General features: G+C 38.5%; 28 protein-coding genes. 3 read left to right on the top strand and 25 right to left on the bottom strand.

What is annotated here, in order from left to right; all coding sequences use genetic code 11:
* Positions 1-5: 5 nt before the first annotated feature.
* From EGI05_RS02380 to EGI05_RS02290, 20 genes are all read right to left on the bottom strand, one after another.
* The gene (locus tag EGI05_RS02380) at positions 6-1,532 is read right to left on the bottom strand and encodes an FAD-dependent oxidoreductase (protein WP_123261462.1); all 1,527 of its coding nucleotides are present in this window, start codon (positions 1,530-1,532) and stop codon (positions 6-8) included.
* A gap of 55 nt (positions 1,533-1,587) precedes the next feature.
* Positions 1,588-1,755, bottom strand: a complete 168-nt coding sequence (locus EGI05_RS17930; protein WP_166668315.1) for a hypothetical protein — start codon at positions 1,753-1,755, stop codon at positions 1,588-1,590.
* Between the two features lie 37 nt (positions 1,756-1,792).
* Entirely contained in the window at positions 1,793-3,265 is a 1,473-nt protein-coding gene (locus EGI05_RS02375; protein WP_123261461.1) for an alpha-amylase, read from the bottom strand.
* A 5-nt stretch (positions 3,266-3,270) separates the two neighbouring features.
* Positions 3,271-4,023 (bottom strand): SDR family oxidoreductase, encoded by a 753-nt coding sequence (locus EGI05_RS02370; protein ID WP_123261460.1) that lies wholly within the window; start codon positions 4,021-4,023, stop codon positions 3,271-3,273.
* 6 nt (positions 4,024-4,029) lie between these two features.
* A complete protein-coding gene (locus EGI05_RS02365) occupies positions 4,030-4,827 on the bottom strand; it encodes an SDR family NAD(P)-dependent oxidoreductase (protein WP_123261459.1) in 798 nt (265 codons plus the stop codon).
* Between the two features lie 5 nt (positions 4,828-4,832).
* Positions 4,833-5,333, bottom strand: coding sequence for a CinA family protein (locus EGI05_RS02360; RefSeq protein WP_123261458.1), 501 nt, complete (start codon positions 5,331-5,333; stop codon positions 4,833-4,835).
* 72 nt (positions 5,334-5,405) lie between these two features.
* Positions 5,406-5,678, bottom strand: a complete 273-nt coding sequence (locus EGI05_RS02355) for an alcohol dehydrogenase catalytic domain-containing protein (RefSeq protein ID WP_228428536.1) — start codon at positions 5,676-5,678, stop codon at positions 5,406-5,408.
* 49 nt (positions 5,679-5,727) lie between these two features.
* Positions 5,728-7,866 carry a catalase gene (locus EGI05_RS02350; RefSeq protein ID WP_123261457.1) on the bottom strand — a complete coding sequence of 713 codons (2,139 nt, stop codon included), beginning with the start codon at positions 7,864-7,866 and terminating at the stop codon, positions 5,728-5,730.
* 73 nt (positions 7,867-7,939) lie between these two features.
* Positions 7,940-8,326: a hypothetical protein gene (locus tag EGI05_RS02345; RefSeq protein ID WP_123261456.1), complete on the bottom strand. Its 387-nt coding sequence runs from the start codon at positions 8,324-8,326 to the stop codon at positions 7,940-7,942.
* Between the two features lie 14 nt (positions 8,327-8,340).
* The gene (locus tag EGI05_RS02340; protein WP_123261455.1) at positions 8,341-8,643 is read right to left on the bottom strand and encodes a hypothetical protein; all 303 of its coding nucleotides are present in this window, start codon (positions 8,641-8,643) and stop codon (positions 8,341-8,343) included.
* Between the two features lie 70 nt (positions 8,644-8,713).
* Positions 8,714-9,304, bottom strand: coding sequence for a ferritin-like domain-containing protein (locus EGI05_RS02335; protein ID WP_123261454.1), 591 nt, complete (start codon positions 9,302-9,304; stop codon positions 8,714-8,716).
* Positions 9,305-9,380: 76 nt separating this feature from the next.
* Complete coding sequence (locus EGI05_RS02330) at positions 9,381-10,154, bottom strand: KGG domain-containing protein (RefSeq protein WP_123261453.1); 774 nt, start codon at positions 10,152-10,154, stop codon at positions 9,381-9,383.
* 219 nt (positions 10,155-10,373) lie between these two features.
* Complete coding sequence (locus tag EGI05_RS02325; RefSeq protein WP_228428535.1) at positions 10,374-10,988, bottom strand: Crp/Fnr family transcriptional regulator; 615 nt, start codon at positions 10,986-10,988, stop codon at positions 10,374-10,376.
* Positions 10,989-11,048: 60 nt separating this feature from the next.
* A complete protein-coding gene (locus EGI05_RS02320; protein ID WP_123261452.1) occupies positions 11,049-11,645 on the bottom strand; it encodes a Crp/Fnr family transcriptional regulator in 597 nt (198 codons plus the stop codon).
* Positions 11,646-11,821: 176 nt separating this feature from the next.
* The gene (locus EGI05_RS02315; protein ID WP_123261451.1) at positions 11,822-12,229 is read right to left on the bottom strand and encodes a cytochrome C; all 408 of its coding nucleotides are present in this window, start codon (positions 12,227-12,229) and stop codon (positions 11,822-11,824) included.
* A complete protein-coding gene (locus EGI05_RS02310; protein WP_228428534.1) occupies positions 12,222-12,506 on the bottom strand; it encodes a hypothetical protein in 285 nt (94 codons plus the stop codon). Before EGI05_RS02310 ends, EGI05_RS02315 begins: the two co-directional genes overlap by 8 nt.
* A 2-nt stretch (positions 12,507-12,508) precedes the next feature.
* Positions 12,509-13,507 carry a cbb3-type cytochrome c oxidase subunit II gene (locus EGI05_RS02305; protein ID WP_228428533.1) on the bottom strand — a complete coding sequence of 333 codons (999 nt, stop codon included), beginning with the start codon at positions 13,505-13,507 and terminating at the stop codon, positions 12,509-12,511.
* A complete protein-coding gene (locus EGI05_RS02300; protein ID WP_123261449.1) occupies positions 13,504-15,270 on the bottom strand; it encodes a cbb3-type cytochrome c oxidase subunit I in 1,767 nt (588 codons plus the stop codon). The genes EGI05_RS02305 and EGI05_RS02300 overlap by 4 nt, the downstream gene beginning before the upstream one ends.
* Positions 15,271-15,419: 149 nt before the next feature.
* Complete coding sequence (locus EGI05_RS02295; RefSeq protein WP_123261448.1) at positions 15,420-15,632, bottom strand: hypothetical protein; 213 nt, start codon at positions 15,630-15,632, stop codon at positions 15,420-15,422.
* 92 nt (positions 15,633-15,724) lie between these two features.
* Complete coding sequence (locus EGI05_RS02290) at positions 15,725-16,609, bottom strand: DMT family transporter (RefSeq protein ID WP_123262552.1); 885 nt, start codon at positions 16,607-16,609, stop codon at positions 15,725-15,727.
* Between the two features lie 88 nt (positions 16,610-16,697).
* Between EGI05_RS02290 and EGI05_RS02285 the strand changes: the two genes are divergently transcribed.
* On the top strand, positions 16,698-18,110 hold the full coding sequence (locus EGI05_RS02285; protein WP_123261447.1) for an aminotransferase-like domain-containing protein: 1,413 nt from the start codon (positions 16,698-16,700) through the stop codon (positions 18,108-18,110).
* Here the strand turns inward: EGI05_RS02285 and EGI05_RS02280 are convergent, their stop codons facing one another.
* The 4 genes from EGI05_RS02280 to EGI05_RS02265 are packed head-to-tail and all read right to left on the bottom strand — an operon-like array spanning position 18,111 to position 20,066.
* Positions 18,111-18,704 carry a Crp/Fnr family transcriptional regulator gene (locus EGI05_RS02280; protein WP_123261446.1) on the bottom strand — a complete coding sequence of 198 codons (594 nt, stop codon included), beginning with the start codon at positions 18,702-18,704 and terminating at the stop codon, positions 18,111-18,113. It abuts the gene before it with no gap.
* Entirely contained in the window at positions 18,704-19,078 is a 375-nt protein-coding gene (gene ytxJ, locus EGI05_RS02275; RefSeq protein ID WP_123261445.1) for a bacillithiol system redox-active protein YtxJ, read from the bottom strand. Before ytxJ ends, EGI05_RS02280 begins: the two co-directional genes overlap by 1 nt.
* Entirely contained in the window at positions 19,075-19,536 is a 462-nt protein-coding gene (locus tag EGI05_RS02270) for a DUF1569 domain-containing protein (protein WP_228428532.1), read from the bottom strand. Before EGI05_RS02270 ends, ytxJ begins: the two co-directional genes overlap by 4 nt.
* Positions 19,530-20,066: a YfiT family bacillithiol transferase gene (locus EGI05_RS02265; RefSeq protein ID WP_123262550.1), complete on the bottom strand. Its 537-nt coding sequence runs from the start codon at positions 20,064-20,066 to the stop codon at positions 19,530-19,532. The genes EGI05_RS02270 and EGI05_RS02265 overlap by 7 nt, the downstream gene beginning before the upstream one ends.
* A gap of 110 nt (positions 20,067-20,176) precedes the next feature.
* On the opposite strand from EGI05_RS02265, the gene pncA reads away from it, so the two are divergent.
* Positions 20,177-20,782: a bifunctional nicotinamidase/pyrazinamidase gene (gene pncA, locus EGI05_RS02260; RefSeq protein WP_123261444.1), complete on the top strand. Its 606-nt coding sequence runs from the start codon at positions 20,177-20,179 to the stop codon at positions 20,780-20,782.
* Positions 20,782-21,462 carry a hypothetical protein gene (locus EGI05_RS02255; protein WP_123261443.1) on the top strand — a complete coding sequence of 227 codons (681 nt, stop codon included), beginning with the start codon at positions 20,782-20,784 and terminating at the stop codon, positions 21,460-21,462. The genes pncA and EGI05_RS02255 overlap by 1 nt, the downstream gene beginning before the upstream one ends.
* Positions 21,463-21,493: 31 nt before the next feature.
* Here the strand turns inward: EGI05_RS02255 and EGI05_RS02250 are convergent, their stop codons facing one another.
* Positions 21,494-22,678 (bottom strand): pseudouridine synthase, encoded by a 1,185-nt coding sequence (locus EGI05_RS02250; protein WP_228428531.1) that lies wholly within the window; start codon positions 22,676-22,678, stop codon positions 21,494-21,496.
* Between the last annotated feature and the right edge of the window lie 23 nt (positions 22,679-22,701).

The following is a 22,701-nucleotide window of genomic DNA, read 5'->3' as shown; positions in this document are numbered from 1 at the left end:
TAAAACTAATTATCTGCTTCTAGATCAATTCTGCGTAAATTTTCTACGGTTGGACCTGTAAGTATTCTGCCATTAACACTGAAACGAGATCCGTGACAAGGGCAATCCCAGGTGAGTTCCGCGCTGTTCCATCGGACTTCGCAATACGCATGCGGACAGGTGCTTTTCAGGGCATGAAGCTTTCCTCCGGATTCTTTATATAAAGCATAGGAATCTCCATCATACCAGATAATTTTAGCTTCTCCTTCTTTAATCTCTTCTAATGAGCGTATATATTCTCTTGTTAGTTTATCTTTTACGAAATCAAAGACGACTTCGGCATTTTCTTTGACAAAATTGGTAAACCCGGCTCCTACTTTTATTCTTCCGGGATCAAACAGTTTTTCGTATTTGCTGCTGCCATTTACAATCAGGTCTGTAAGGATTTGTGAAGATAAGCTCCCGAACATCATCCCATTTCCCCTGAAACCGGTTGCTATATAGGTCCGCCCATTGCTTCCGGGCATTTTCCCGATATAGGGAAGCCCATCCACAGGCTCGTAATATTGACTGGACCAGCTGTAATAAGGAATATCAAGGTCAAAATACTGACGGACATAATTTTCAAGCCGGGTGAAGCATTCTCCTGTATCTTCCGTATGGCCTGTTTTATGGTCTTCCCCTCCTGCGATCAGCAATTTTTCACCATTAATCTCATGGATCCGGTAATAATGATAAGGATCGGAAAGATCATATCCTAATTGCTGGGTGTAGTCATTATCCTTTAAACCGAACGCAATGACATAGCTTCGGTAAGGAGCATTGGTGAAATGAAGCTTATTGACACCGGGAGGAATGTGAGTAGCATATACAACTTGCTGAACATTGATTTTTCCTTTTGAGGTACTGATTATTACTTGGTCATTATCTTCCTCATGGCTTTCGCAAAGGCAATCTTCAACGATGTTTCCGCCTGCACTCATAAAAGCTTCACATAAGGCTTTAATGTATTTTATAGGATGAAACTGTCCCTGATCCGGGATGATTACGGCTTTTTCAAAAGGAATGGGAAATGGGATCTGATCGGTATATTCCATGATATGTCCCACTTTTGAGCTTGCTTCCACCATATCATCCAATTGTTTGGCCTGTTTTTCATCCAGGGCAAAGAGATAGGCCACTTTCTTTTCAAAATCACACTGGATATTGAATCCTGAGATGTTGGATTCGATAATACGCATAGCATCTTTTCCGGCTTCTGCAAGCAATTTTGCCTGATCCAGTCCGAAATCACTGATCGCCTGTGCATACGTAGTATCAAAAAAATCATCCAAGTGGGCTGTAGTACCTCCTGTGGTTCCAAAACCAATGTTGGCGGCTTCAACAAGAATACATTTTTTTCCGGACCGTTGTAGTTGTAAGGCAGTAGATGCGCCTGTAATTCCTCCCCCCACGATTGCAACATCAAAGGGTTGATTGAGATCCGTATCCGAGGAAAATCTTTTGATTTCCTCCTGCCAAATGCTTTTTCTGGTGCCATCTCTGTACATCATCTTTCCTTTTTAAATTCAAAGTGTAGTTTACAGCCGAAGACCATTATTTTCCGGCTTAGTGTCTAATGATTACTGTATCATTGTCTGTTTTTCCGGAATCTTCATTGTTCCAGGATGAACTTTCTTTTGGATTTGGGGTTTCCTCATCATCCGGCTCGCATTTACAAGCAGAGGGCAATGAAAGACATAAAAATCCTAACATGATAATAGCGGTTGTTTTCATAATTCTTTAATGGTATTTAATATTTATAATAAATAATTTATTGATTTTTTATCCATACGCTTACGGATTTTACATTGACCCGGAAAGTACCTTTTCCGTTTTCATCCAATGTTACGGTATCATTTCTCTGCTGTAAGAAATCGGTGTATTGGGCATGAGCGTGTTCCGCTCCCAACTCTATTTCTTTATACCCTTCATCACTGTTTGAAATGACGACTACACAGCCCGGATGTTCGCTGTCTCCGGTTCTTACCCAGGCAATACAATTAGGATGATCGAAATAGTCTATCTGCTCACCGTACGCAAACTGCTGTCTTACCTGCAATAAAGCCGACAAAACTTCCAGCTTAGGGATGATCACATTGACTTCCTGGTCATCTTTCATTTCTGTGTATTCTGCTCCAAAAAGATCCGGATAGAAAACACATGGGTAAGCTTCTTTTGAAAGCAGTATAATGGCATAAGCCATAGGTTTGAACCAGTCCGCAACGCTGGATTCCAGTGCCTGGAATTTCTGGGTGTCATGATTTTCAACAAAGGAAACGGAGAATAAAGGGTTTTCCTTTAAAAATGTATTTTCCAGGATCTTTGTGAGATCATAATCTTTACCTTCTTTGGAAGCTGTAAAAAAATTATAATGAAGCGGAGCATCAAAACACGATAAAAGATTATCCATCCTGTCAAAAAAATCGGATATTTTATCCGCTTCATCTTTCCAGAATTCACCTAAGATAAAACAGTTCGGAGCAATTTCTGTTTTAATGTAGGAAACCCAGTCTTTTAAAAAATCCGAGGGAATATGTTTTAATGCATCCAGCCGTATTCCGTTCACTTTGGTAGTATCGAGATACCATTTGATCCAGTTTTTCAATTCTTCAACAACATACGGATTACGGTATTCCACGTCGGCACCCATGAGGTAATCATAATTGCCAAACTGATGACTTACTGCATCATTCCATTCTGTTCCATACTCATTGTGAATCTTGAAAACGCCTTTTATTTCTTCCCCGTCTTTTTGAATGGCATCTATACCGCTGAAGCATTGATAATCCCATATAAACTGAGAGTATGTTCCATTTCTGCCGGGAAAAGTGAATTTGGTGAAAGCGTTTGCAGTGAATGGGTCTCCTAAGACTTGATTACGGTCTTCTTCATTCACACGATGTATCGTAATTTCTTCCGCTTCATCCCCACCCATTCTATGATTCAAAACAATATCCGCATAGACGGACATTCCGGATTCCTGAGCTTTTTTGATGGCATTCAGGTATTCTTCTTTGGTTCCATATCTTGTGGGAATTCCACCTTTTTGATCAAATTCTCCTAAATCATACAGATCATATACATCATAGCCTCTTCCTTCCTTCCCCAAATCACATTTGTATGCCGGAGGCAGCCATACCGCCGTAAAGCCAAGGCTTTTCAGATAGTCCGATTTTTCTATAAATTCGTTCCAAAGATTACCCGGATGATACCAATGGAAGAATTGAATGATGATTCCGTTCATAATTTTTAACCGTTAACAATTAAACCTCCGTTAGGATGAATTACCTGCCCCGTGATTTGGGCAGCATCATCTGAGACGAGGAATAAAAAGCTGGGAGCAATTTCTTCCGTAGAAGCATTTCGCTGTAAAGGCGGTTTGCTTTCGTCTTCTTCTTCCTCTCCGAATGTTTCTTTTGTTAGTGGTGTGGCTACCGGTCCGGGAGCAACCGCATTTACCCGGATTCCTTTCTGCTTCGCCTGCAGTGCAAGAGAGCGGGTGAAAGAAACAATAGCCCCTTTGGTTGCAGAATAATCCAGTAACTCAGGATGCCCCTGATAGGCTACGGCAGAAGTGGTGTTCACAATGCTTCCGCCTTCTTTTAAGTAGGGAAATACAACTTTTGTCAGCAAAATCATCCCTACAATATTAGAATCGAAGGTTTTTCTGATATTTTCCTCTTCAAGATCTTCAATATTATCCGAAGGGAATTGTACCCCTGCATTGTTGATCAGGATATCAATTTTCCCTAATTCGGAAATTACTTTCTCAACGGTCTGTTCGCAAAATTCATAGTCGTTGATATCTCCCGGAAAAAGGATGCATTTTCTTCCTAGTGCAGTAATCTCGTTTTTGGTTTGTTCAGCACTTCCGTCGTCGTCATGATAAATAATGGCGATATCTGCTCCTTCCTTAGCGAATAGTAAAGCGGTTGCTTTGCCAATTCCACTATCCGCCCCTGTAATAAGGACTGATTTGTCCAATAATTTTAAGTTCCCCATACTTTATTATTTTTCAGTTACCGGTTTTTGCATTTCTCCCATTCTGTGTGCTGCCATACTGTCAGTCGTAATATTGATCATTGCAGCATTCAGCTTATTTTTCATTCCTGAAATTACCTTATCATCACCATTCATGAGGGCATTAAATCCATCCATCGCCACTTCTTCCGGAGAGGCCAGATTATCTTTATCCTCGAGGATTTTACTATCGTTCATATCGGCTTTATTAAAGAAATCGGTATCTGTTGGTCCGGGTAACAGTGCCGTTACGGTAATTCCCGTGTCTTTTAATTCTTCCCGAATTGCTTCCGACCAGGATAATACAAACGCTTTTGTACCATGATACACCGAATGCCAAGGACCCGGAGCTTTGCTGGCAATGGAGGCCAGATTCAGGATTTTTCCGGATCCTTTTGGAAGTCGGTCCTTAATAAACAATTTGGTTAATATGATGACTGAAATAATGTTGAGATTGATGATATCCACTTCTCTGTGAATGTCCGTATCCTGAAATTTACCATATACCCCCTGTCCTGCATCATTGACAATGATTTCGGGACTTATTCCGTTCAGTTTAAGTTCTGAATACAATGAATACGCTTCATCTTGCAGGAATAGGTTTTTTGAAATACAAATAACATTTACGCCGTATTTTTTGAATTCTTCGGCTCTTTTATTAAGATCCTCGTGATTTCGGGCTACAATTACAAGATCGTATCCGTCTTTGGCAAATAATTTCGCCAGTTCATATCCAATTCCGCTGGTGGCTCCTGTAATCAGGGCATATTGATTTTTACGTTGCATAGTTTCTATTTTAATATTAATAGCCTGTTCATTTCACTTTTAAAGCACCCCAAAATGAATTCTGTATAATATAACTGAGCATTCAGGGCTTGAGTTTTGGGGTGCAGTTCAAGTTTTTTCGTGAGAATGATCTCTCCTTTGTAAGCAAAGGAGAAGTAAGCAAAAATTTTATATGAAGAGTTTCGTATAGGCGTACAATATCCTGTGGTGGCAATAGACCAGTCTGTTTTAAACAGTTCTGCAACATTTAATGCCATAGTTTCAGCAATATTTTCTGAAACACAATCGCATTCTTCAGCTTCTGATCTGTCGACATTTAAAAGTCTCACTTTTTCGGGTAATGTGTATGCTGTGATCCCTCCTTTGTAAAAAAGAGAAGCATTGGGCATTTGTGAAAAAGCAAGCTGTAATAAGCCTGAGGTAACACTTTCTGCAATAGATATGGTTTCATCTGTAGTCATTAATGACTCGCTTATATATTCTAAAAGATTTTTTTGAAATTCCATGGCATTTATATTAAGTGATAAGTTTAAATTATTTTTATAATGCTGACTATTTCCACGGGTCAAGCACTACTTTTACACATCCGTCTTCTTTTTTATTGAAGATTTCATAGCCTTTTGCAACATCATCGATGTTTTTCCCTCTCTCTCTTCTACAATTCCCATGAATTCATGCCCCATTACCATAGGTCTCGCCTGGGGAATTCCTCCGGAATACATATGAAGATCGCTGCCGCAAATAGCTGTGGAGGTTACTCTTAAGATGATGTCGTTAGCATCCTGAATCACCGGATCATCTACCGTATCACAGGTGATGGTGCCCGGAGCGTGAAAAACTGCTGCTTTCATAATTTTAATATTTTTAAGTGGTTGTGTGGTGTGAAGGGTGTTCAATTATTTAAGCATGGGTATTTCGTTCCAATTCAAGATCCCATACCCTGTGCTTGGAAATGGCATCTATAAATTGATCATCAGGATTATTCTCTCTTATATTAATAATGGCTGGGTCTTCATGTTTTCTTAAACTTACATTGCTGCTTTTGTAAAGCATATCTGTTTCAGCACCGAAATAGATGGCTTTACAGTGTTTATACGCTTCATTGATAAAATGCAGGACCAGATGTTTGTTTTCCGGAATGAGGAGCTCTTGTACGGAGCTTTCTCCTGAAGCGATATATAAGGCATCAAAACATACACTTGCTGTACTGGTAAGGGAGTGCTTTGGAATAAACACCGTGCCGTCATTAGTTTTCACCGGGGCTAAGCTTGGAGCAATAATTTCAACTACGGCTCCCGCTTCTTCAAGCTTGTTTTTCAACGTAGTGATAGCTTCCGCATCTGCTCCATTTCCCATGATGAAGCCTATTTTTCGACTTTTGATGGTATCCTTTACGGTATTCTGCATGCTTAAAGCTTCAGAAATTTTGGTATGAGGCTCTCTTTCTTCGCTTTGCAGTTCTATGATATTGCTATCGGCCGGTAAGCTTTGATTTGGCCAGTCCAGTTTTTTGACTTCCAACCCTAGCTTTTCCGCTACTCTCCATGCTAAGAACATATCAATAAAAGCGAGCTGACCAACCATTCTTTCTCTTATTTCAGGAATAGTGACTTTAGACAGCTCGAAAATAAGCGCATTCTGAAGGTGCATTTTTTCCGGTGTCGACTGGCTATTGTAAAATAGTTTTGCCTGAGAATAATGGTCTACGAAGCTTTTGCTACGTTCTCTCACTTTGCTTCCGGAAACTTTTTCCTGGTGAGAGGCAAACCCGCCTTCCTGCATCATCGCCTGGAATGGACATCCATTACCGATCGAATTAGGTTCATAGCTTACTTTCCCTTTTACGATCTGCTGTCTCATGTGTCCGTCCCGCTGATTGTTGTGAACGGTACTGATGGATCTGTTAATAGGAATTTCATGGAAATTGGGTGAACCCAGCCTTGACAGCTGAGTATCTGTATATGAAAATAATCTTCCCTGCAATAAAGGATCATTGCTGAAATCTATACCGGGAACCAAATGGCCGGGATGAAACGCAATCTGCTCTGTTTCTGCAAAAAAGTTATCAGGATTTTTATTTAAAGTTAAGGTTCCTACCAGTTCTACCGGAACTTCTTCCTCAGGAATGATTTTGGTAGGATCCAGAAGATCGAAATCAAATTTATGTTCATCTTCTTCTGGAACGATCTGCACTCCGAGATCCCACTCAGGGAATGCTCCATTTTCAATGGCCTCCCAGAGATCTCGTCTGTGGAAATCCGGATCTACCCCGGAAATCTTCTGTGCTTCATCCCAGGCTACAGAATGTACCCCTAATTTAGGTTTAAGATGGAATTTTACGAAATGTGCCTCACCTTCTTCATTAATAAACTTAAAGGAGTGTACTCCAAATCCTTCCATCATTCTGAAGCTTCTCGGAATGGCACGGTCGCTCATCAGCCACATGATCATGTGCATGCTTTCAGGCATTAGGGAAATAAAGTCCCAGAAAGTGTCGTGTGCTGAAGCTGCTTGTGGAATTTCATTGTCCGGTTCAGGTTTTACAGCGTGTACCAAATCGGGAAATTTGATGGCATCCTGGATGAAAAACACAGGCATATTGTTAGCCACAAGATCATAATTTCCTTCTTCCGTATAAAATTTAATGGCAAAGCCTCTTACATCACGTGCCAAATCTGTACTCCCTCTGCTTCCTGCAACAGTGGAAAATCTTACAAAAACAGGAGTTTCTTTCCCTAATTCGCTTAAAAACCTGGCTTTCGTGTATTTTTCAAGGCTCTTGGTCAATTTAAAAACTCCATGGGCGCCTGAGCCACGGGCATGAACGATTCTTTCAGGAATTCTTTCATGATCGAAATGGGTGATCTTTTCCCTTAAAATAAAATCTTCCAATAAAGTAGGTCCTCTGTCACCTGCCTTCAGGGAATCTTGGTTATTGTTGATTTTTAAGCCTTGATTGGTAGTTAGTTTTTCGTTCTCATTGGACGTGCTTAATGAATCTAACTGCTCTAATTTTTTGTTTTGATTTTCTTTTTCCATGTCGTAAATATTTTGTGGTTGGTGTTTCAAAGATTCAAAAAGCTGCTAAAAAACCGCTTTGCTTTTTTTTCGACTATTCTGTATAATTTCTTTCTATATCCAGTGTGTTTAATAGTTTATTGAGGTATTCTTCTTCTTTTAAAACTTTATAATAAGCTGTTTTGGCGTAAATTGTAAAAGAAGGGTCATCCATTTTTACCTCGGAATCAGTATAAACAATATTCTCCGAGTTTTCAATGTGGTATTTGCTGATGTGAACAATGTACTCCTGGATATAGGTATCTATCACCTTTTTCAATATTTCACATTTTGCATTGTTCTTTACTTTTTCCAGGGATTTTATCAGGAATGCCGTTACTCCGTAAGAATTGATCACACTGGGAAAAAGTGATTCATTTTCGATTACATTGTTTTTATTATTCAGATCAGAATACTTTAAAGCGTCAGTTTCAAAAATCATAGTTTAATAAGTTTTTAGTTATTAGGGACTTTCAAATACTTTTCAAAATAATGGAGATCTTCTTTTTTTTTGATGGATAGATAAAACATGACTTGTATGGGATCTTTTATCCCTATGCTGTTGAAATCATCAAAATGTGCAATCAATGCCTGAATATTTTCAATATTCACATCTTTTAAAATAACGAATAGGAGGAAAATATTTTCTCTTATTTCTCTTGCATAGATCACAGCTCCATCTTCAAACCAATCTCCTTTGTGGGGCACTTTAATGAAGTGTTCAGTCCTTAGTGTTTTTAAGATCTTCTGTTTATCCATTGGTTTGAGTATTCTTGGTTAGATAAGCCATATAGAGTTTTCCTCTACATGGCTTAGTATGTTTTTAAGATTATCCTTCCTGCTCTGCATCGAAATTGATAGAGGTTTCGGCAATTTCAGTAAGGTTGTAATCGGTATCTTCTTCTTCCTGCAATGTTTTTTCCAATAGATCTGCGGCTTTGTCATGTCCCATCGTAATAGCCAGTTGGGCAAGCCCGCCATAGGTTGCAATTTCATAATGCTCTACTTTTTGCGCTGCAATAATGAGTGCCGCATCACGGGTCATAGAGCCTTCCTCAGTAGATTTGATCACTTCTTCGCCTTCTTTGATGAGGCCTTTTATGGCTTCACATTCTTTTTTCTCAGGTTTCTCATCGATCAACTTGAAGACTTTTTCCAGGCGGCTTACATGTTTTTTAGTCTGAAGCTGATGGTCTTCAAAAGCATCTTTCAGTTCTTCTGTAGTAGCTGCTTCCTGCAATTTTCCAAGGGCATCAATGATTGCGTTCTCCGCGTAGTAAATATCTTTAAGTGCATCTACAAAGAATTTATGCAGAGGAGAATTCTTCATTTCACTGGATTTTACAGTTGCATTGTCTACGGTAGCTTTTTTCTCTGTAGCTGTTGTAGCGTTGGTATTTTCTGCTGTTTTAGTTGCCATAATGTAATGTGGTGTTTTAAGGTTGAAAAGATTACCCCTTTATATTAAAATAAAGAGGCAATCATTGGAAAAAGAATTATGAATTATTACGTCTGCCTCCAAATCCGGATCTACCCGAAGATCTTCCACCTCCATGAGAAGCTTGTCCTCCCATACGAGCGATTCTCGTACGTTCGGCTTTACTCATTGATGCGAAACCTCTTCTTGATGTATCTCCAGAGCCGGAACCTCGACCTGAACCGCTATTATTTCCTCCTGATCCAGAATTTGAACCTCTACCTCTTCCACCGCCATGAGAGGCTTGCCCTCCCATACGTGCGATTCTGGTACGTTCAGCTTTACTCATAGAAGCAAAACCTCTTCTGGATGTGCCGTTTCCTGATGAAGATCGTCCTCGTCCTCCACTGCTGTTTCTTCCACTGCTTCCTGAACCGGAACCTGAATTTCCTCTACCACGGGAACCGCCTCTACCACTACCACCGGAAGTAAATCTTCCCTGGCTGTCTCTCTGCTGGTTACCTCTATTATTTCCTCTGCTTCCACCTCTGGAGCCTCCTCTTCCTCTGTCATCATCTTCATCGTCTTCGTCCTCATCATCATAATCTTCATCATCGTAGTCTTCGTCATCCTCATAATCATCTTCATAGTCTTCATCATCGTCGTAACTATTTTCATAGTCGTCATAATAATCCTCAAAGTCTGAGAAATCATCATCATAATCTTCATCTTGCGATGCGTCATTATAACCGTGGTCATAACCTAATTGATAAACTTCTTCAAGAGTTGACCTTGAGTCATTGTTAGAAGAATTGTTCCTTGAACTACCATTTCTTGAATTTCTAGTGTTCATAACTGAATTTTTTATAAATTAATATTAAGTGATGTACTGCCGCCTCTGACTAGTATAAGGCAGCAATGGTTGTGGTGTATTTTTGATTATGGAACACGGAAAGCCAAAGAGCTTTAGATGTTGCCTCTAATGAGGTCTTAAGAACAGTTGAATAATTTATATCTCAAATGTACTACAGAATAATTCACTTTTTTATGACCTGGGTCATAAACAGGCATTTTAATAAAGAATTTTCTTATTTTCTATCTTTAATATGCCTTCATTCTCCATTTTTTTTAGAAAACGGATCACTGTTTCCACTCGTAGCCCGGTAAGATTGGCCAATTGTTGTCTGGTGATTTCCACCAGGTATGAGTAGGGTGTATCTTCTGTGTGATAACTTTTTAAATAGTCCAGCAAACCTTTTATCCTTGTAACAGGGCTTTGTGATGCCAGATTGTGAATCATCAATGATTTATAATATAGCTTTTGAGCCAGACATTTATTCATTTCCAGGCAAATTTCAGGATGTGTTTTCAACAATTCCATGAAAACGTTTTTAGGGAGCCGGATTACCTCCACTGGAGTTAAAGCTACAGCATTCATAGGATATTGTTCATTCAGAAATACCAATGAATCTCCAAAACTTTGGTTTTTGCCTAAGATATTGTGAATAAACTCTTTTCCTTCGTCATTATAATTATTCAATTTCACTTTTCCTTCTGTGATCTGAAAGTAATACAACGCATAATCGTTTTCACGATAAATCAGTTCACCTTTCTTATACTGTTTTCTTTCTGCACCGAATGAGTATAAAACTGTCTCATCGATGTTCATACAACTTACTGTTTTCATAATTTGTGATTTTTAATGTTCAGAAAAAATAAACCGTAAAATTTAGTATTGAAGCCGGCTTTAATATAAAATTTTACGATCCTGGATTTTTACGATTTTATCCCTCTCCATTCCCTTAATGGTCCTTATGGCGGTTTCTACGCAAAGACCTGTTAAGCTTGCCATTTGCTGCCTTGTTAATGGCACCATAAAAGAATAAGGCCTTATATCTTCCTGAAAGCTTTTCAAATAATCCAAAAGTCCTTTGAGTCTTATCATCGGGCTTTGTGAAGAAATATTCTGCATCATAATGAATTTATAATACAGGCGTTGAGACATGAAGCTGCTGATTTCAATAAACAATTTCGGACACTGGTCCAGCAATTGTAAAAACTTTGATTTCGCAAGTCTTAAAATGCTGCATTTCGTGAGGGCCTCAGCGTTCATAGGGTATGGTCTGTGGATAAATAAGAGGGATTCTCCACAGCTTTGTCCGTCCGACAGAATATTTTGAATAAACTCTTTTCCGTCTTCGTTGTAATTATTCAGTTTCACTTCCCCTGTTATGATCTGATAATAGTAGTTCGGCATTTCACCTTCGGTGAATATAAATTCTGAAGGTTCATAATTTTTGATACTTGCGCCCACTGAGTACAAAATATCTTCTTTTATAACCATAATAGTCGTTTTTTAATGTTTTTCTCAGTATTAATCCTTTCTTAGTAAAATATAATTGGGAAGTATTGGTGAGATAAGTGCAAAAATTACACCCCTTATCCTTTTTTAAGAGTTAAATAAGGTTAAATTTTTATAAATTGATATATTGTTTTAATTATGTTTATTTATTTCACTAGTTATTGAATGTTATAACTTGTAATTTCATAATAAACCGCCCATCCTATAAATAAAATAATAATGATCCATATCCAAAATGGGATGGTTTGCGGGGTTTCACTTCCATTAATGAGAAAACTTTTCTGGTTCCCTTTATCATACGCATTAATCATTAGTGACAATGTACCATCTACCAAATCTTTGTTTTTCAGCCCCTCCACTTTTATGGATGGGCCGTTGGCAACGGTAAATTGTATTTTTTTTATGCCTTCTTTTCCGGAAGGAGATTGACTCACAATGGTAAGAACATGTTCCCCATCAGCAATTTTTTTAGTATCCAGATCAAAAACGATGGGAGTATCTAATTCCGCAATCGGAACCGGTTCGTCGTCTATAAACAGGAAAACTTTGCTTTTATCTTTAGTCATGATCTTTCATTTTGTTGGACAGAACGAAATATTTGATATGGTTCTCATCTTTTTCTCCGGGACTGATCAGGTATTTTATGGAATATCCCAAAGCCATTACGGTGATTAAAATAACAATTCCGATAATAAACCAATCCCAATTGCTTTCCGGACCCGTTCCGTGTGTGATGTTGCGGGTAATTTCCGGTTGTTGCAGCTTACAGGCATCACATGCCCAAACGTAAGTTGTAAACAACATCAAGCTAAAAACACTTATATTTTTGGTGATACTTTTCATGATCATTTTATTTTATCCATAATTACTTTTACTTCTTCTACCGTTACTTTTTTAGCATTGTTTCCCCAGCTTGTTCTTTCATGATTCATAATGGCGGTAACATCTTCAGGAGTGAAGTTGGCATTCATTCCTACCGGAGGCATGGTAGCAAATTCAGGTCTCGGATCATAGCCTTTCATAATGATGGTTACATACAATTCCAGATTACCTCCTGTAACCACAGGACTGTTCTTGAGGGGAGGAAATGCTCCCGGAACTCCTTCTCCGTTAGCCTGATGACAGCTTGCGCAATTGGTGGTAAATAATTCTGCACCGTCTGGTAAATTGGCAGTACCTCCAGTTCCTGTACCTTCTTTTTGTTTTTGCTTGTATAAAAATGGCGGAACAATAGATTTATCGGTAAAATCGGACTGCTTTAATGATTTCAGGTAAGCAACTAATTGCAGAGCCTTCGGGGTGGCTACAATTTTTTTGTTTTTATGTTTGATGAACTTTTCCGGAACTTTTACTTCTACATCTCCGGGCTGTAAATAATCCCGTTCTATAAAAAGCCAGGTATAAGCCGGCATGATGGAGGCTTCTACTGCTGCTCTCGGCTGGTATAAATGAATCAGGTGCCATTCTGCACTAGGTTGTCTTTCTCCGATGCTCGTGAGGTCGGGCCCGGTTCGCTGGGTTCCCATCAGGTTCGCGGTATTTCTCCAGAAATCTGTTCTTCTATTGTTTGAAAAATCTGCGGGAATGCTTGGTCTTTTCCCAAAAACATTATCCATTTCTACGTTTCTTACCTGCTGTGTATGACAGGCTACACAGCCGTTTTCAATATATACCATTTTGCCTGCTTTTTCTTCTTTCGTCAATAATTTCATCTGTCTTGGTAAAGGTTTATTGATCCTTTGGTTTTCCAGAGCGGGTATAATGGCAATGTAAAGCGTCAGGAATACAAAAAGAAGCGTTGCAGACCCAAAAAAGATTTTATGATTATTAAAAAGGAACATCATAATATTTCATTTTTAGGGTTAAACTCCGTATTTCTTAACTGTTTCTTGGCAGCCAGTATCTCTGCAGGTGTTCTTGGAATTTTTACCTCTTCTTTTGTTTTTACCATCCGATAAAAATTATAAGCGAAAATAAGATGGGAAATCCACATCATGGTTCCGCCAATCGCTCTCCAAAGCCAAAACGGGAACATATTGATCACACCGTCTATAAAAGGTTTTTTCTTCATCCACATCATTCCGGTCTGGGTTCCGCCGATCATTAATGCAATCACGTACATCATCAAACCTATTAAAGCAAGCCAGAAATGAATACCTACCCATAATTTCGGAGGTTCTTTTCCGGTAAGGCGTGGAATTAATGTATAGGAAAAGCCCCAGATCATAAAAGTGATGATTCCATACATCGTAAGATGGGAATGTGAAACCGTAAAATCCGTGAAATGCCAAAGCAAATTGGTATACCTGAATGCTTCTACCGTTCCCTGAAAAGATCCTGTAAAGTAAAAGATAATCGACATGAAATAAAAAGGAAGCGTATAGCTTGTTTTCAGCTGATACCAGGAACCGCTAAATGTCAGCAAGAAATTGGTTGTCCCCGCAGCCACCGGAATCAACATGCCCGCACTGGCGATAATAGCTGTAGTCTGCAACCTCCAGGGAATGGAGCTGAAAATAAAATGATGAGTACCAATCAAAGTATAAAATAACACATGGGTCCAGAAAGCCAACGCTCCTAGACTATAGGAATAAATAGACTTATTAAGCTGTTGAGGGAGAAAATAATACATCAATCCCAAATTGATCATCATAAACCACATCCCAATCGCCTGATGCATGTAATACCCCTGTGTAATGGTCTCTCCTATTCCGTTCTGCCATATCGGGGTATAGCCTATTATTATCACAATGACAATGAAAATAGTTCCTGAAATCACATACCAGTTCGAAATATAGATCTCTTTGGTAGTCCTCTGCGCTACAGGTTTTAATAGATTATGGAGAGAAACGGCAATTCCTATCCCGAATGTAATCATAATGGGCCAGATATATTCCCGGTATTCGCCACCGCCGTTGTTTACTCCCGCCAGTACACTTATAGTTCCTGCCAATACGGCTGCATTGATCAGAATAAGAGAAACATATCCTTGCCTGATGTTATAAACTTCTACATTACTTACCCTTGTCACAACATAATAGGATAAACCTACCATTGCCAATGAAGCCCAACCCCAGAATACAGCATTGGTATGGGCAGGTCGTAATCTTCCAAAACTTAGCCAACTGAGGTGATCTGCATCAGGTGCTACATATTTAATTCCTGCATATAAACCAAAAGTAGTTCCTATGATCAGCCAAAAAATAGCTGTTCCTAAAAAATAAAGGATCAGTTTGCCAAGCTGAGGAGAAATATACTTCTGAAAAGAGGATGTTCTTCTTTTAGTGGGAAATACTCTCAATTCCTCCACCAGGTTGATATTCTGAATCACTCCCCTTTCATCCGAAGCAGGTATATTTCCGGAAAGCTTATTTTCGGGAAGTTCGGTATGGAGTTCTCTATCGCGTTGTTCATGGTTTTCCAGTTCTTCCTCAGAAAGATTTTCTATTTTCTTTTGAGCTTCTAAAGCCTCTTTCCGTTTTAATATATTGGCATAAACAGAGAGAAATTTAAAGATGGCAATAGTTAATCCCGCAATTATGATAATTAATAAAAGCAACAGGGTAAGCTGTATTCCCGTTTCGTTAAGTAATGCTGAATCAGCCATAAAATCATTTACGGATTAAGTTATTGGGAAAGTTTCCCCGGACTAAGCAAACGATTTGTTTAGTCTTTCTGAAAAAAGTGATTATTGACATTTTATCAATAAAACATCAATGATTAACTCAAAGAAGAATATAGCCTTTGTGGAATAAGTTATTTGCTATTTTTAATGGAATCTACATTGTAGGATGTACTGTCAACGGGAAGTGTGGTATCACCGGAATCCGGAGTTACCTGTGCATTGCCGGAAACCATACTGTCACCAGTATTCAGGCTGTCTATATTGGTGGGCAGGGCTTGCGGCTCTTTCTTACAGCTAAGGACCAGAAATCCTACACTTAAGATGAGTGTTACAATCAATTTCATAATATTAAATTTTGTGGTGTGTTTTCAAAAATAGTTTAATATTATGTTAAGTGTTTATGACTTGAATCATAAGCCCTCACTTTAAAGGATGCTTATTTCTGGAATTTTTTAGTAGCAGCAACACAGCTGATAACTCCTAACGTTACACCTATCATTCCTATACTTATCTGCTCATTCAGAAAATAGGCAGCCAAAGCCAATCCGAAAAATGGTTGTAATAACTGCAGCTGTCCTACTGAAGCTATTCCCCCCTGTGCTAATCCCCGGTACCAGAAAATAAAGCCGATGAACATACTGAAAAGAGAGATATAAGCCAATCCGGCCCATGCTTGTGCATGAATATCAACGGCAGACAAAGGAAAATAAATAATACATAAAGGCAGCATAACAGGTAATGACAATACCAAAGCCCAGGAAATAACCTGCCATCCACCTAAAGTCTTGGAGAGTTTTGCACCCTCTGCATAACCTAGCCCGCAGACAATAACACCAATTAACATAAGAATATCGCCTATGGGAGAAGCCGAAATACCCTGTGCTATGGCATAACCGATCACCAACAGACTTCCGATACCTGAAAAAAGCCAGAATATAGGTTGAGGACGTTCGCCACCACGGATGACCCCAAATATAGCTGTTGTAAGAGGAAGCAAACCTAAAAAAACAATGGAATGAGCAGAAGTTATATATTGCAGCGCTAAGGAAGATAATAACGGAAAACCTATTACACACCCTATTGAAACTATAATTAATGAAAAGATCTGATTTCTCTCCGGTCTCTTTTCTCTATATAATAAAAGCACAGAAAGGGCAAGAATACCTGCAATAGTCGCACGTGCCGTGGTTACAAAAATAGGATCCATTTCCATCACAGCCAGCTTAGTGGCAGGTAATGACCCTCCGAAAAGAACAACTCCTATGAAACCATTGATCCATCCGCTTATGGTCTGATCTTTTGATAATTGATTCGCTATCATCTGATTTATTTTATATTTCAAAATTATAAAGGAAAAATAGATAAGCACAGTATCAGTTTTGTATATTTGTATGGATACAGTTTGAAATATGCAAAAAGAATTTTTATATACGGAAATTTCCAACGGAATCGCTGTACAGATTAAAAACGGAGTTTTGAAAGCCGGAGATAAACTTCCTTCAGTAAGAACACTCTGCCAGGAACATCAAATAAGTATGAATACGGCCAAGCGTGTATTCCTTGAATTGGAATCACAATCATTGATTGAATCTAAACCGCAATCAGGTTATTTTGTAAGCCGTTTTTTTGATGTAAAGCTTCCATTGGCACAGATAAGTCGGCCGTCCTTACTTGCTGACAATAAAGAGCCGGATGAGCTGATCAGTAAAGTGTATGAAAACCTGGGAAAGAAAGATATGACGATGTTCTCGATCGGTATTCCTTCCGGATGCCTGCTTCCTCAGGCGCAACTGAAAAAAGAGATCATCAATGCTACCAGAGATCTCAATGAAGGCGGAACGGAATATGAAGAACTTCAGGGAAATGTAAAGCTTCGCAGAATGATTGCCTTACGATCTGCATCATGGGGCGGTAATTTTAATGAAAATGATCTTGTAACCACTAATGGCGGAATGCAGGCTTTATCTTTCTGTTTAATGGCTCTGGGAAAGCCGGGAGATACTGTTGCCATTGAAAGCCCTTGTTATCCGGGGATTCTTCAGTTAGCTAACGGATTAGGCATGAAAGTGCTGGAATTACCTACCCATCCCACTTCCGGGATTGAAATTGAAGCCTTGAAAAAAAATCTTCCGAAAATCAATATTTGCCTGCTCATTCCTAATTTCAATTCACCTTTGGGAAGCTATATGCCGGATGAAAATAAAAAAGAAATCGTGAAATTGCTATCAGAGAACAACATTCCTCTAATCGAAGATGATGTGTACGGTGATCTTTACTTTGGCTCTCATCGTCCTAAATGCTGTAAATCTTTTGATAAGGAAGGAAACGTTCTGTATTGCAGTTCTATTTCAAAAACGTTGGCTCCCGGTTATCGAGTGGGATGGATTGCGCCGGGAAAATACAAGGACAGAATATTGAAACTTAAGCTTCTTCACTCTACTTCTTCCATTACCATCGTCAATGAAGCTGTAGCCAATTTTCTGAAAAGCGGAAAGTATGAGAAACATCTGTATCAAATGCGGCGTACGTTACAAAATAACTATCAGAACTATGTGCAGACCATAGCAGAATCCTTCCCGGAAGGCACAAGAACAAGCCGTCCTCAAGGCGGTCTCTCTCTTTGGGTGGAGTTTGATAAGGCCGTTCAGACAAGGGAATTATATGACAAAGCTATTAAACAGAACATCAGCATCGCTCCCGGAAGAATGTTTACTCTTCAGGATCAGTATGAAAACTGTATGCGTCTCTGTTTCGGTCTTCCGTGGTCGGAAAATACCCGGTCCCAACTTGAGCAGATCGGAAAACTTGCGAAAATGATGTGATTATCTGTCCGGAACAAAGTTTTTTCTGGCCAGCTCTTTTCTCACACGGCTCAAACTTTCGGGAGTAATTCCTAAATAAGAAGCAATCATCCACTGAGGGACTCTCAGTAATAAATCGGGGTACATTTTAATGAACTTCATGTATCTTTCTTCTGCGGTCTCACCCAATAAAGAATTGATCCTGTTCTGAAGGCTTCTGATATGCTTTTGAAGTAAAAAATCACTTCTTTCAATGCTGTTTGGGAATTGCTCAACCAGTTTATTAAAGAAATCAGGATGCAAGAATAACACCTCGGAATCTTCAACAGCTTCAATGTAATACACTGATTTTTCATTGAAATAAAGACTGCTTCTGTCCGAGATCAGCCAGCTTTCAGGAGCAAACTGAATAATGTGCTCTTTACCGTTCTTATCAATGGAATACATCTTCAAAAGCCCTTTTTCCACAAAGAATATATGTCTGCATATTTCCCCGTACTGTAAAAGAAACTGATTCTTAGGAATCTTTTTCACTTCATAATGCAGGCTGCAGGCATTCACTTTTTCAATGGGAACACTTAAAACTTGAGCTAAATAACTGTTTATATTCTTCATTAGATAATTAGGCTTATAGATATATCTTGGTGTGAAGCATGATTAATGGCTTTACCATTCTCTAACACAATCAGTTGGGGACTTTCGTGTCTGATTCCGAAATTTTCGGCGATTGTATTCGAAACTGATCTATGCGCTAACAAATCTAAGTAATAAAAGCTTACGTTTTGATCTATATCTTCTATTTCTTTTTCAAAATTTCTCAATACTGTCTTACTGATAAAACAGCTTGTGGAATGTTTGAAGATCACAGTTTTCTCATGATAGGAGTTTTCCACAGCCTCTGCAAGGTCTTTTTCAGAGGTGATATTTTTCCAAAAAGACGATGGTTTCGGCTTTTCATTCTCGCCAAATAATTTTCCAAAAATACTCATACGTTAAATTGCTTGAGATGATGATCAAGATGTTTGAATTCTAAAAAGCCCCAGTCCTTTTCTTCCATTTTCCCGAATAATACATGGTGTTCCGGTAATTTTTCATTTTTAAATGCAGTCCAGTAATCATTCAATGTTTGAAGTAAACCTTTTCGGGCTTCGTCAAAGTCACATTCAAAAGTAACGATTAGTTTTCGAAAAGTAGGCATATTCCGGGGAATACCATTATTGAAGACATACATTTCTTTTTTTGTACAGATCCCGATGTATTTTAAAAAGAAATTAATTTCGGAAAGTTCTACTCTATTCAAAGGAATCTGGAGAACGAGATCACAATGCTTCAGCATTTGGCATACGTTCATTTTTCCCCATTTTCCCTGAGAATTTTCAGACAAACCGGAAATCCTTCTTATGATTTCCTCAAAATACAGCCGATGATGAAGTGTCTTTTTTACCAACCCTTTTCCTTCTTCAGATTTTCAATATGAGCAAAATGATGATTACAGTGCCATACGTAGAACGCCAGGTAATTTCGCAGGTCATAATCTTTCTGCTGTTCCGGATGATGGAACGTTCTTTCGAATTGTTTATTGGTAAGGCTTTTAAGCAATGTTGCCCATCTTTGATGAGTACCTTTGATCATTCTCATAGCCGGTTTTACAGGCATATTTCTGCTATCCTGAAGTTCTGCCCATTTGGCTTCATCATAAGGTTTAATGGTAGGATTATCTTCCGTAAGGGCTAGTTTAAAACGGATAAAGCTGTTGATATGGCTGTCTGCAATATGATTAACAAGTTGTCTTACCGTCCACCCACCTTCTCTATATTGGGTGTCCAGCTGGTCATCATTAAAATCTTCAATCAGGTTTTTAAGTTTTCCCGGAAAATTTTTAATGACCTTGATATGTTCATCCAATTCAATATCTGAAATATGACCCGGCCATTCAAACGGACCGATGGGAAATTTCTTGTGTTCTAAGTCACTCATTGCATTCATTTTATAAGGTAAATGTTGTCGTTTTGTCCGATAATTCGGTTTTGGAAAGATATTTGAGTATTAGTTTTTGTAAATTTATCAAAAATTCGAGAAATCTTAATATGAAAAAAGCGTTAATAATAGTAGATGTACAGAATGATTTTTGTGAAGGTGGTGCTTTAGCCGTTCCGGGAGCCAATGAAGTGATTCCATACATCAATCTTCTGATGGAAGAAAATGAATATGATCAGATAGTGTTAACCCAGGATTGGCATCCTGAAAATCATAAAAGCTTTGCGAGCAATAACGGAAGAAAAGTAGGAGAAAGCATCATTCTGAACGGTGTTCCGCAGTTCATGTGGCCGGATCATTGTGTACAGGGAACTTTTGGCGCAGAATTTCATAAAGACCTGAACAGGGATAAAGTAACCCATATTGTACAAAAAGGGAAAAATCCTGAAATAGACAGTTACAGCGGTTTCCAGGATAATAATCACTTTATGAAAACCGGACTTGATGATTTCTTGAAATATCACGACATCCAGCTATTGGAAATTGTAGGCCTTGCATTAGACTACTGTGTGAAATTCACCTGTCTTGATGCTGTTGCAAACGGATATATCACATGTTTACACTTTAACGGGACAAAAGCGGTGAATGTAAAACCGGATAACGGAAGAGATGCTATATACGAAATGCTTCAGAAAGGAGTAACCATTCTAGGGTAATGAAAAGTATTTTCAGAAAAAGCATCAATAAATTCGTTATTGAAGAAATTGCGTCTGTATTAGACAGCCATTCTATAGGATACGAGATCATTGATAATGAAAAAGATTTCGATCCGAGCTTTGTTACCAATCCTGGAAAAATAGAATATCAGCTTTTGATTGACAAAGATGATTTTGAGGCGGCCAATAAAGCTGTTTCAGAATATTTTGCCCATGAAGTAGTTATTCCGGAAGATTATTATTTATCAGAATATTCGAATGAAGAGTTGAAAGAAGTCCTGTTCAAAAAGGATGAATGGAATGAGTTCGATTATGAAGCTGCTAAGAAAATATTGAAAAGCAGAGGTGAAAATATCACTGAGCAGGAATTGGATTCTTTTGATAAGCAACGCCTTGAATCTTTAAAAGATTATGAAAACCCGGAACAGGTCAAAAACTATATTATTTTAGGATATATTTTTGCAGTCATTGGCTGCGTGGTTTCTTTGTTTTGGGGAATACTCATCTTTGTGAGCTATGCCATTGCTTTAGCCATTATTAAACTTAAAAAGCAACTTCCAAACGGAGAAAGGGTATATTATTTTAATGAAAAAGACAGGAATCACGGAAAAAGGATATTGAAGCTAAGCTTAGTATTCACAGCCTTTTGGATATTGTTTGCGGTTATTAGAAACATATAAAAAAGAGACTCAATTTGAGTCTCTTTTATTTTTATAACATTTTCAAGTTATTTACTTCTAATTCTGTAAGGATTCTCCAATGTCCTCGTTTGATATTCTTCTTCGTCAATCCTGCAAACATTACTCTGTCCAGCGCTTCCACTTCATATCCTAATCGTTGGAAAATTCTTCTGATCACACGGTTCCATCCGATGTGGATTTCAATTCCCACTTCATTTTTAGGCTTACCCTCAATAAATGAGATCTGATCTACGGTAGCTACTCCTTCCTCCAAACGGATTCCTTCAGCAATAGCCTTCATGTCTTCAGTAGATAATTTTCTGTCCAACGTTACATGATAGATTTTCTTCACATTGAATGAAGGATGGGTCAGCTTTTTCGTCATATGACCGTCATTCGTCAATAAGATAACTCCTGTTGTGGAACGGTCCAGTCTTCCTACCGGGAAAACTCTGTATGGAGAAGCATTAGCAACTAAATCCATTACCGTTTTTCTGGCTTTATCATCCTTGGTGGTGGAAATATATCCTTTCGGTTTATTCAACAGTACATACACCGGTTTTTCAGGAGTGATGTTTTGCCCGTCGAATATAACACGGTCGGTTTTCTGAACCTGATACCCCATTTCAGTTACTACCTTTCCGTTCACTTCTACCAAACCCTGAGTGATCAGCTCATCTGCTTCTCTCCTACTGCAAATCCCGGAATTGGCGATATATTTATTAAGACGGATAGTATCTTTATGAAGATCTTTATCAATTTTAGTCAACCTTCTTTTCTGAACGAAAGATTTTGCTCTATCGTCATCTCTGTCATTTTTATTAAAAGGTTTTTTACCGAATTTCAGATTTCCTCTTTCGTACTTATCTCTGCTGTCAAAATCTCTTCCGCCGCTTCTTTTAGAAGCAGGCTTCCCGAAAGTTTTTCTCTCTTTACCTTCGTTTTTATTGGTGATATAAGTTTTTCTCTCAGATTTTGAACCACGTTCCTCATGTGGGCTGTCAGAACTTTCACTTCTTTTAAAAGGCTTTTTTTCAAACTTTGAACTCGTTCCCTTATACTCAGAATTTCTTTCGCCTGCTTTAGGAAAAGGTTTCTTAAAAGATTTTGATCCTGAAGAATTTCCAGATTTAGAAGCACGAGAACTATCAGAATTTTTCTTGATTGAAATTCTTGGTCTTTTCGGTCTTTCTGAATTATTATTATCTCTGCTCATTCTAAAATTTCTGCAAAGATACT

Source organism: Chryseobacterium daecheongense (genome assembly GCF_003729955.1).
GTDB lineage: Bacteria > Bacteroidota > Bacteroidia > Flavobacteriales > Weeksellaceae > Chryseobacterium > Chryseobacterium daecheongense.
This window is presented reverse-complemented; position numbering and strand designations above follow the sequence as displayed.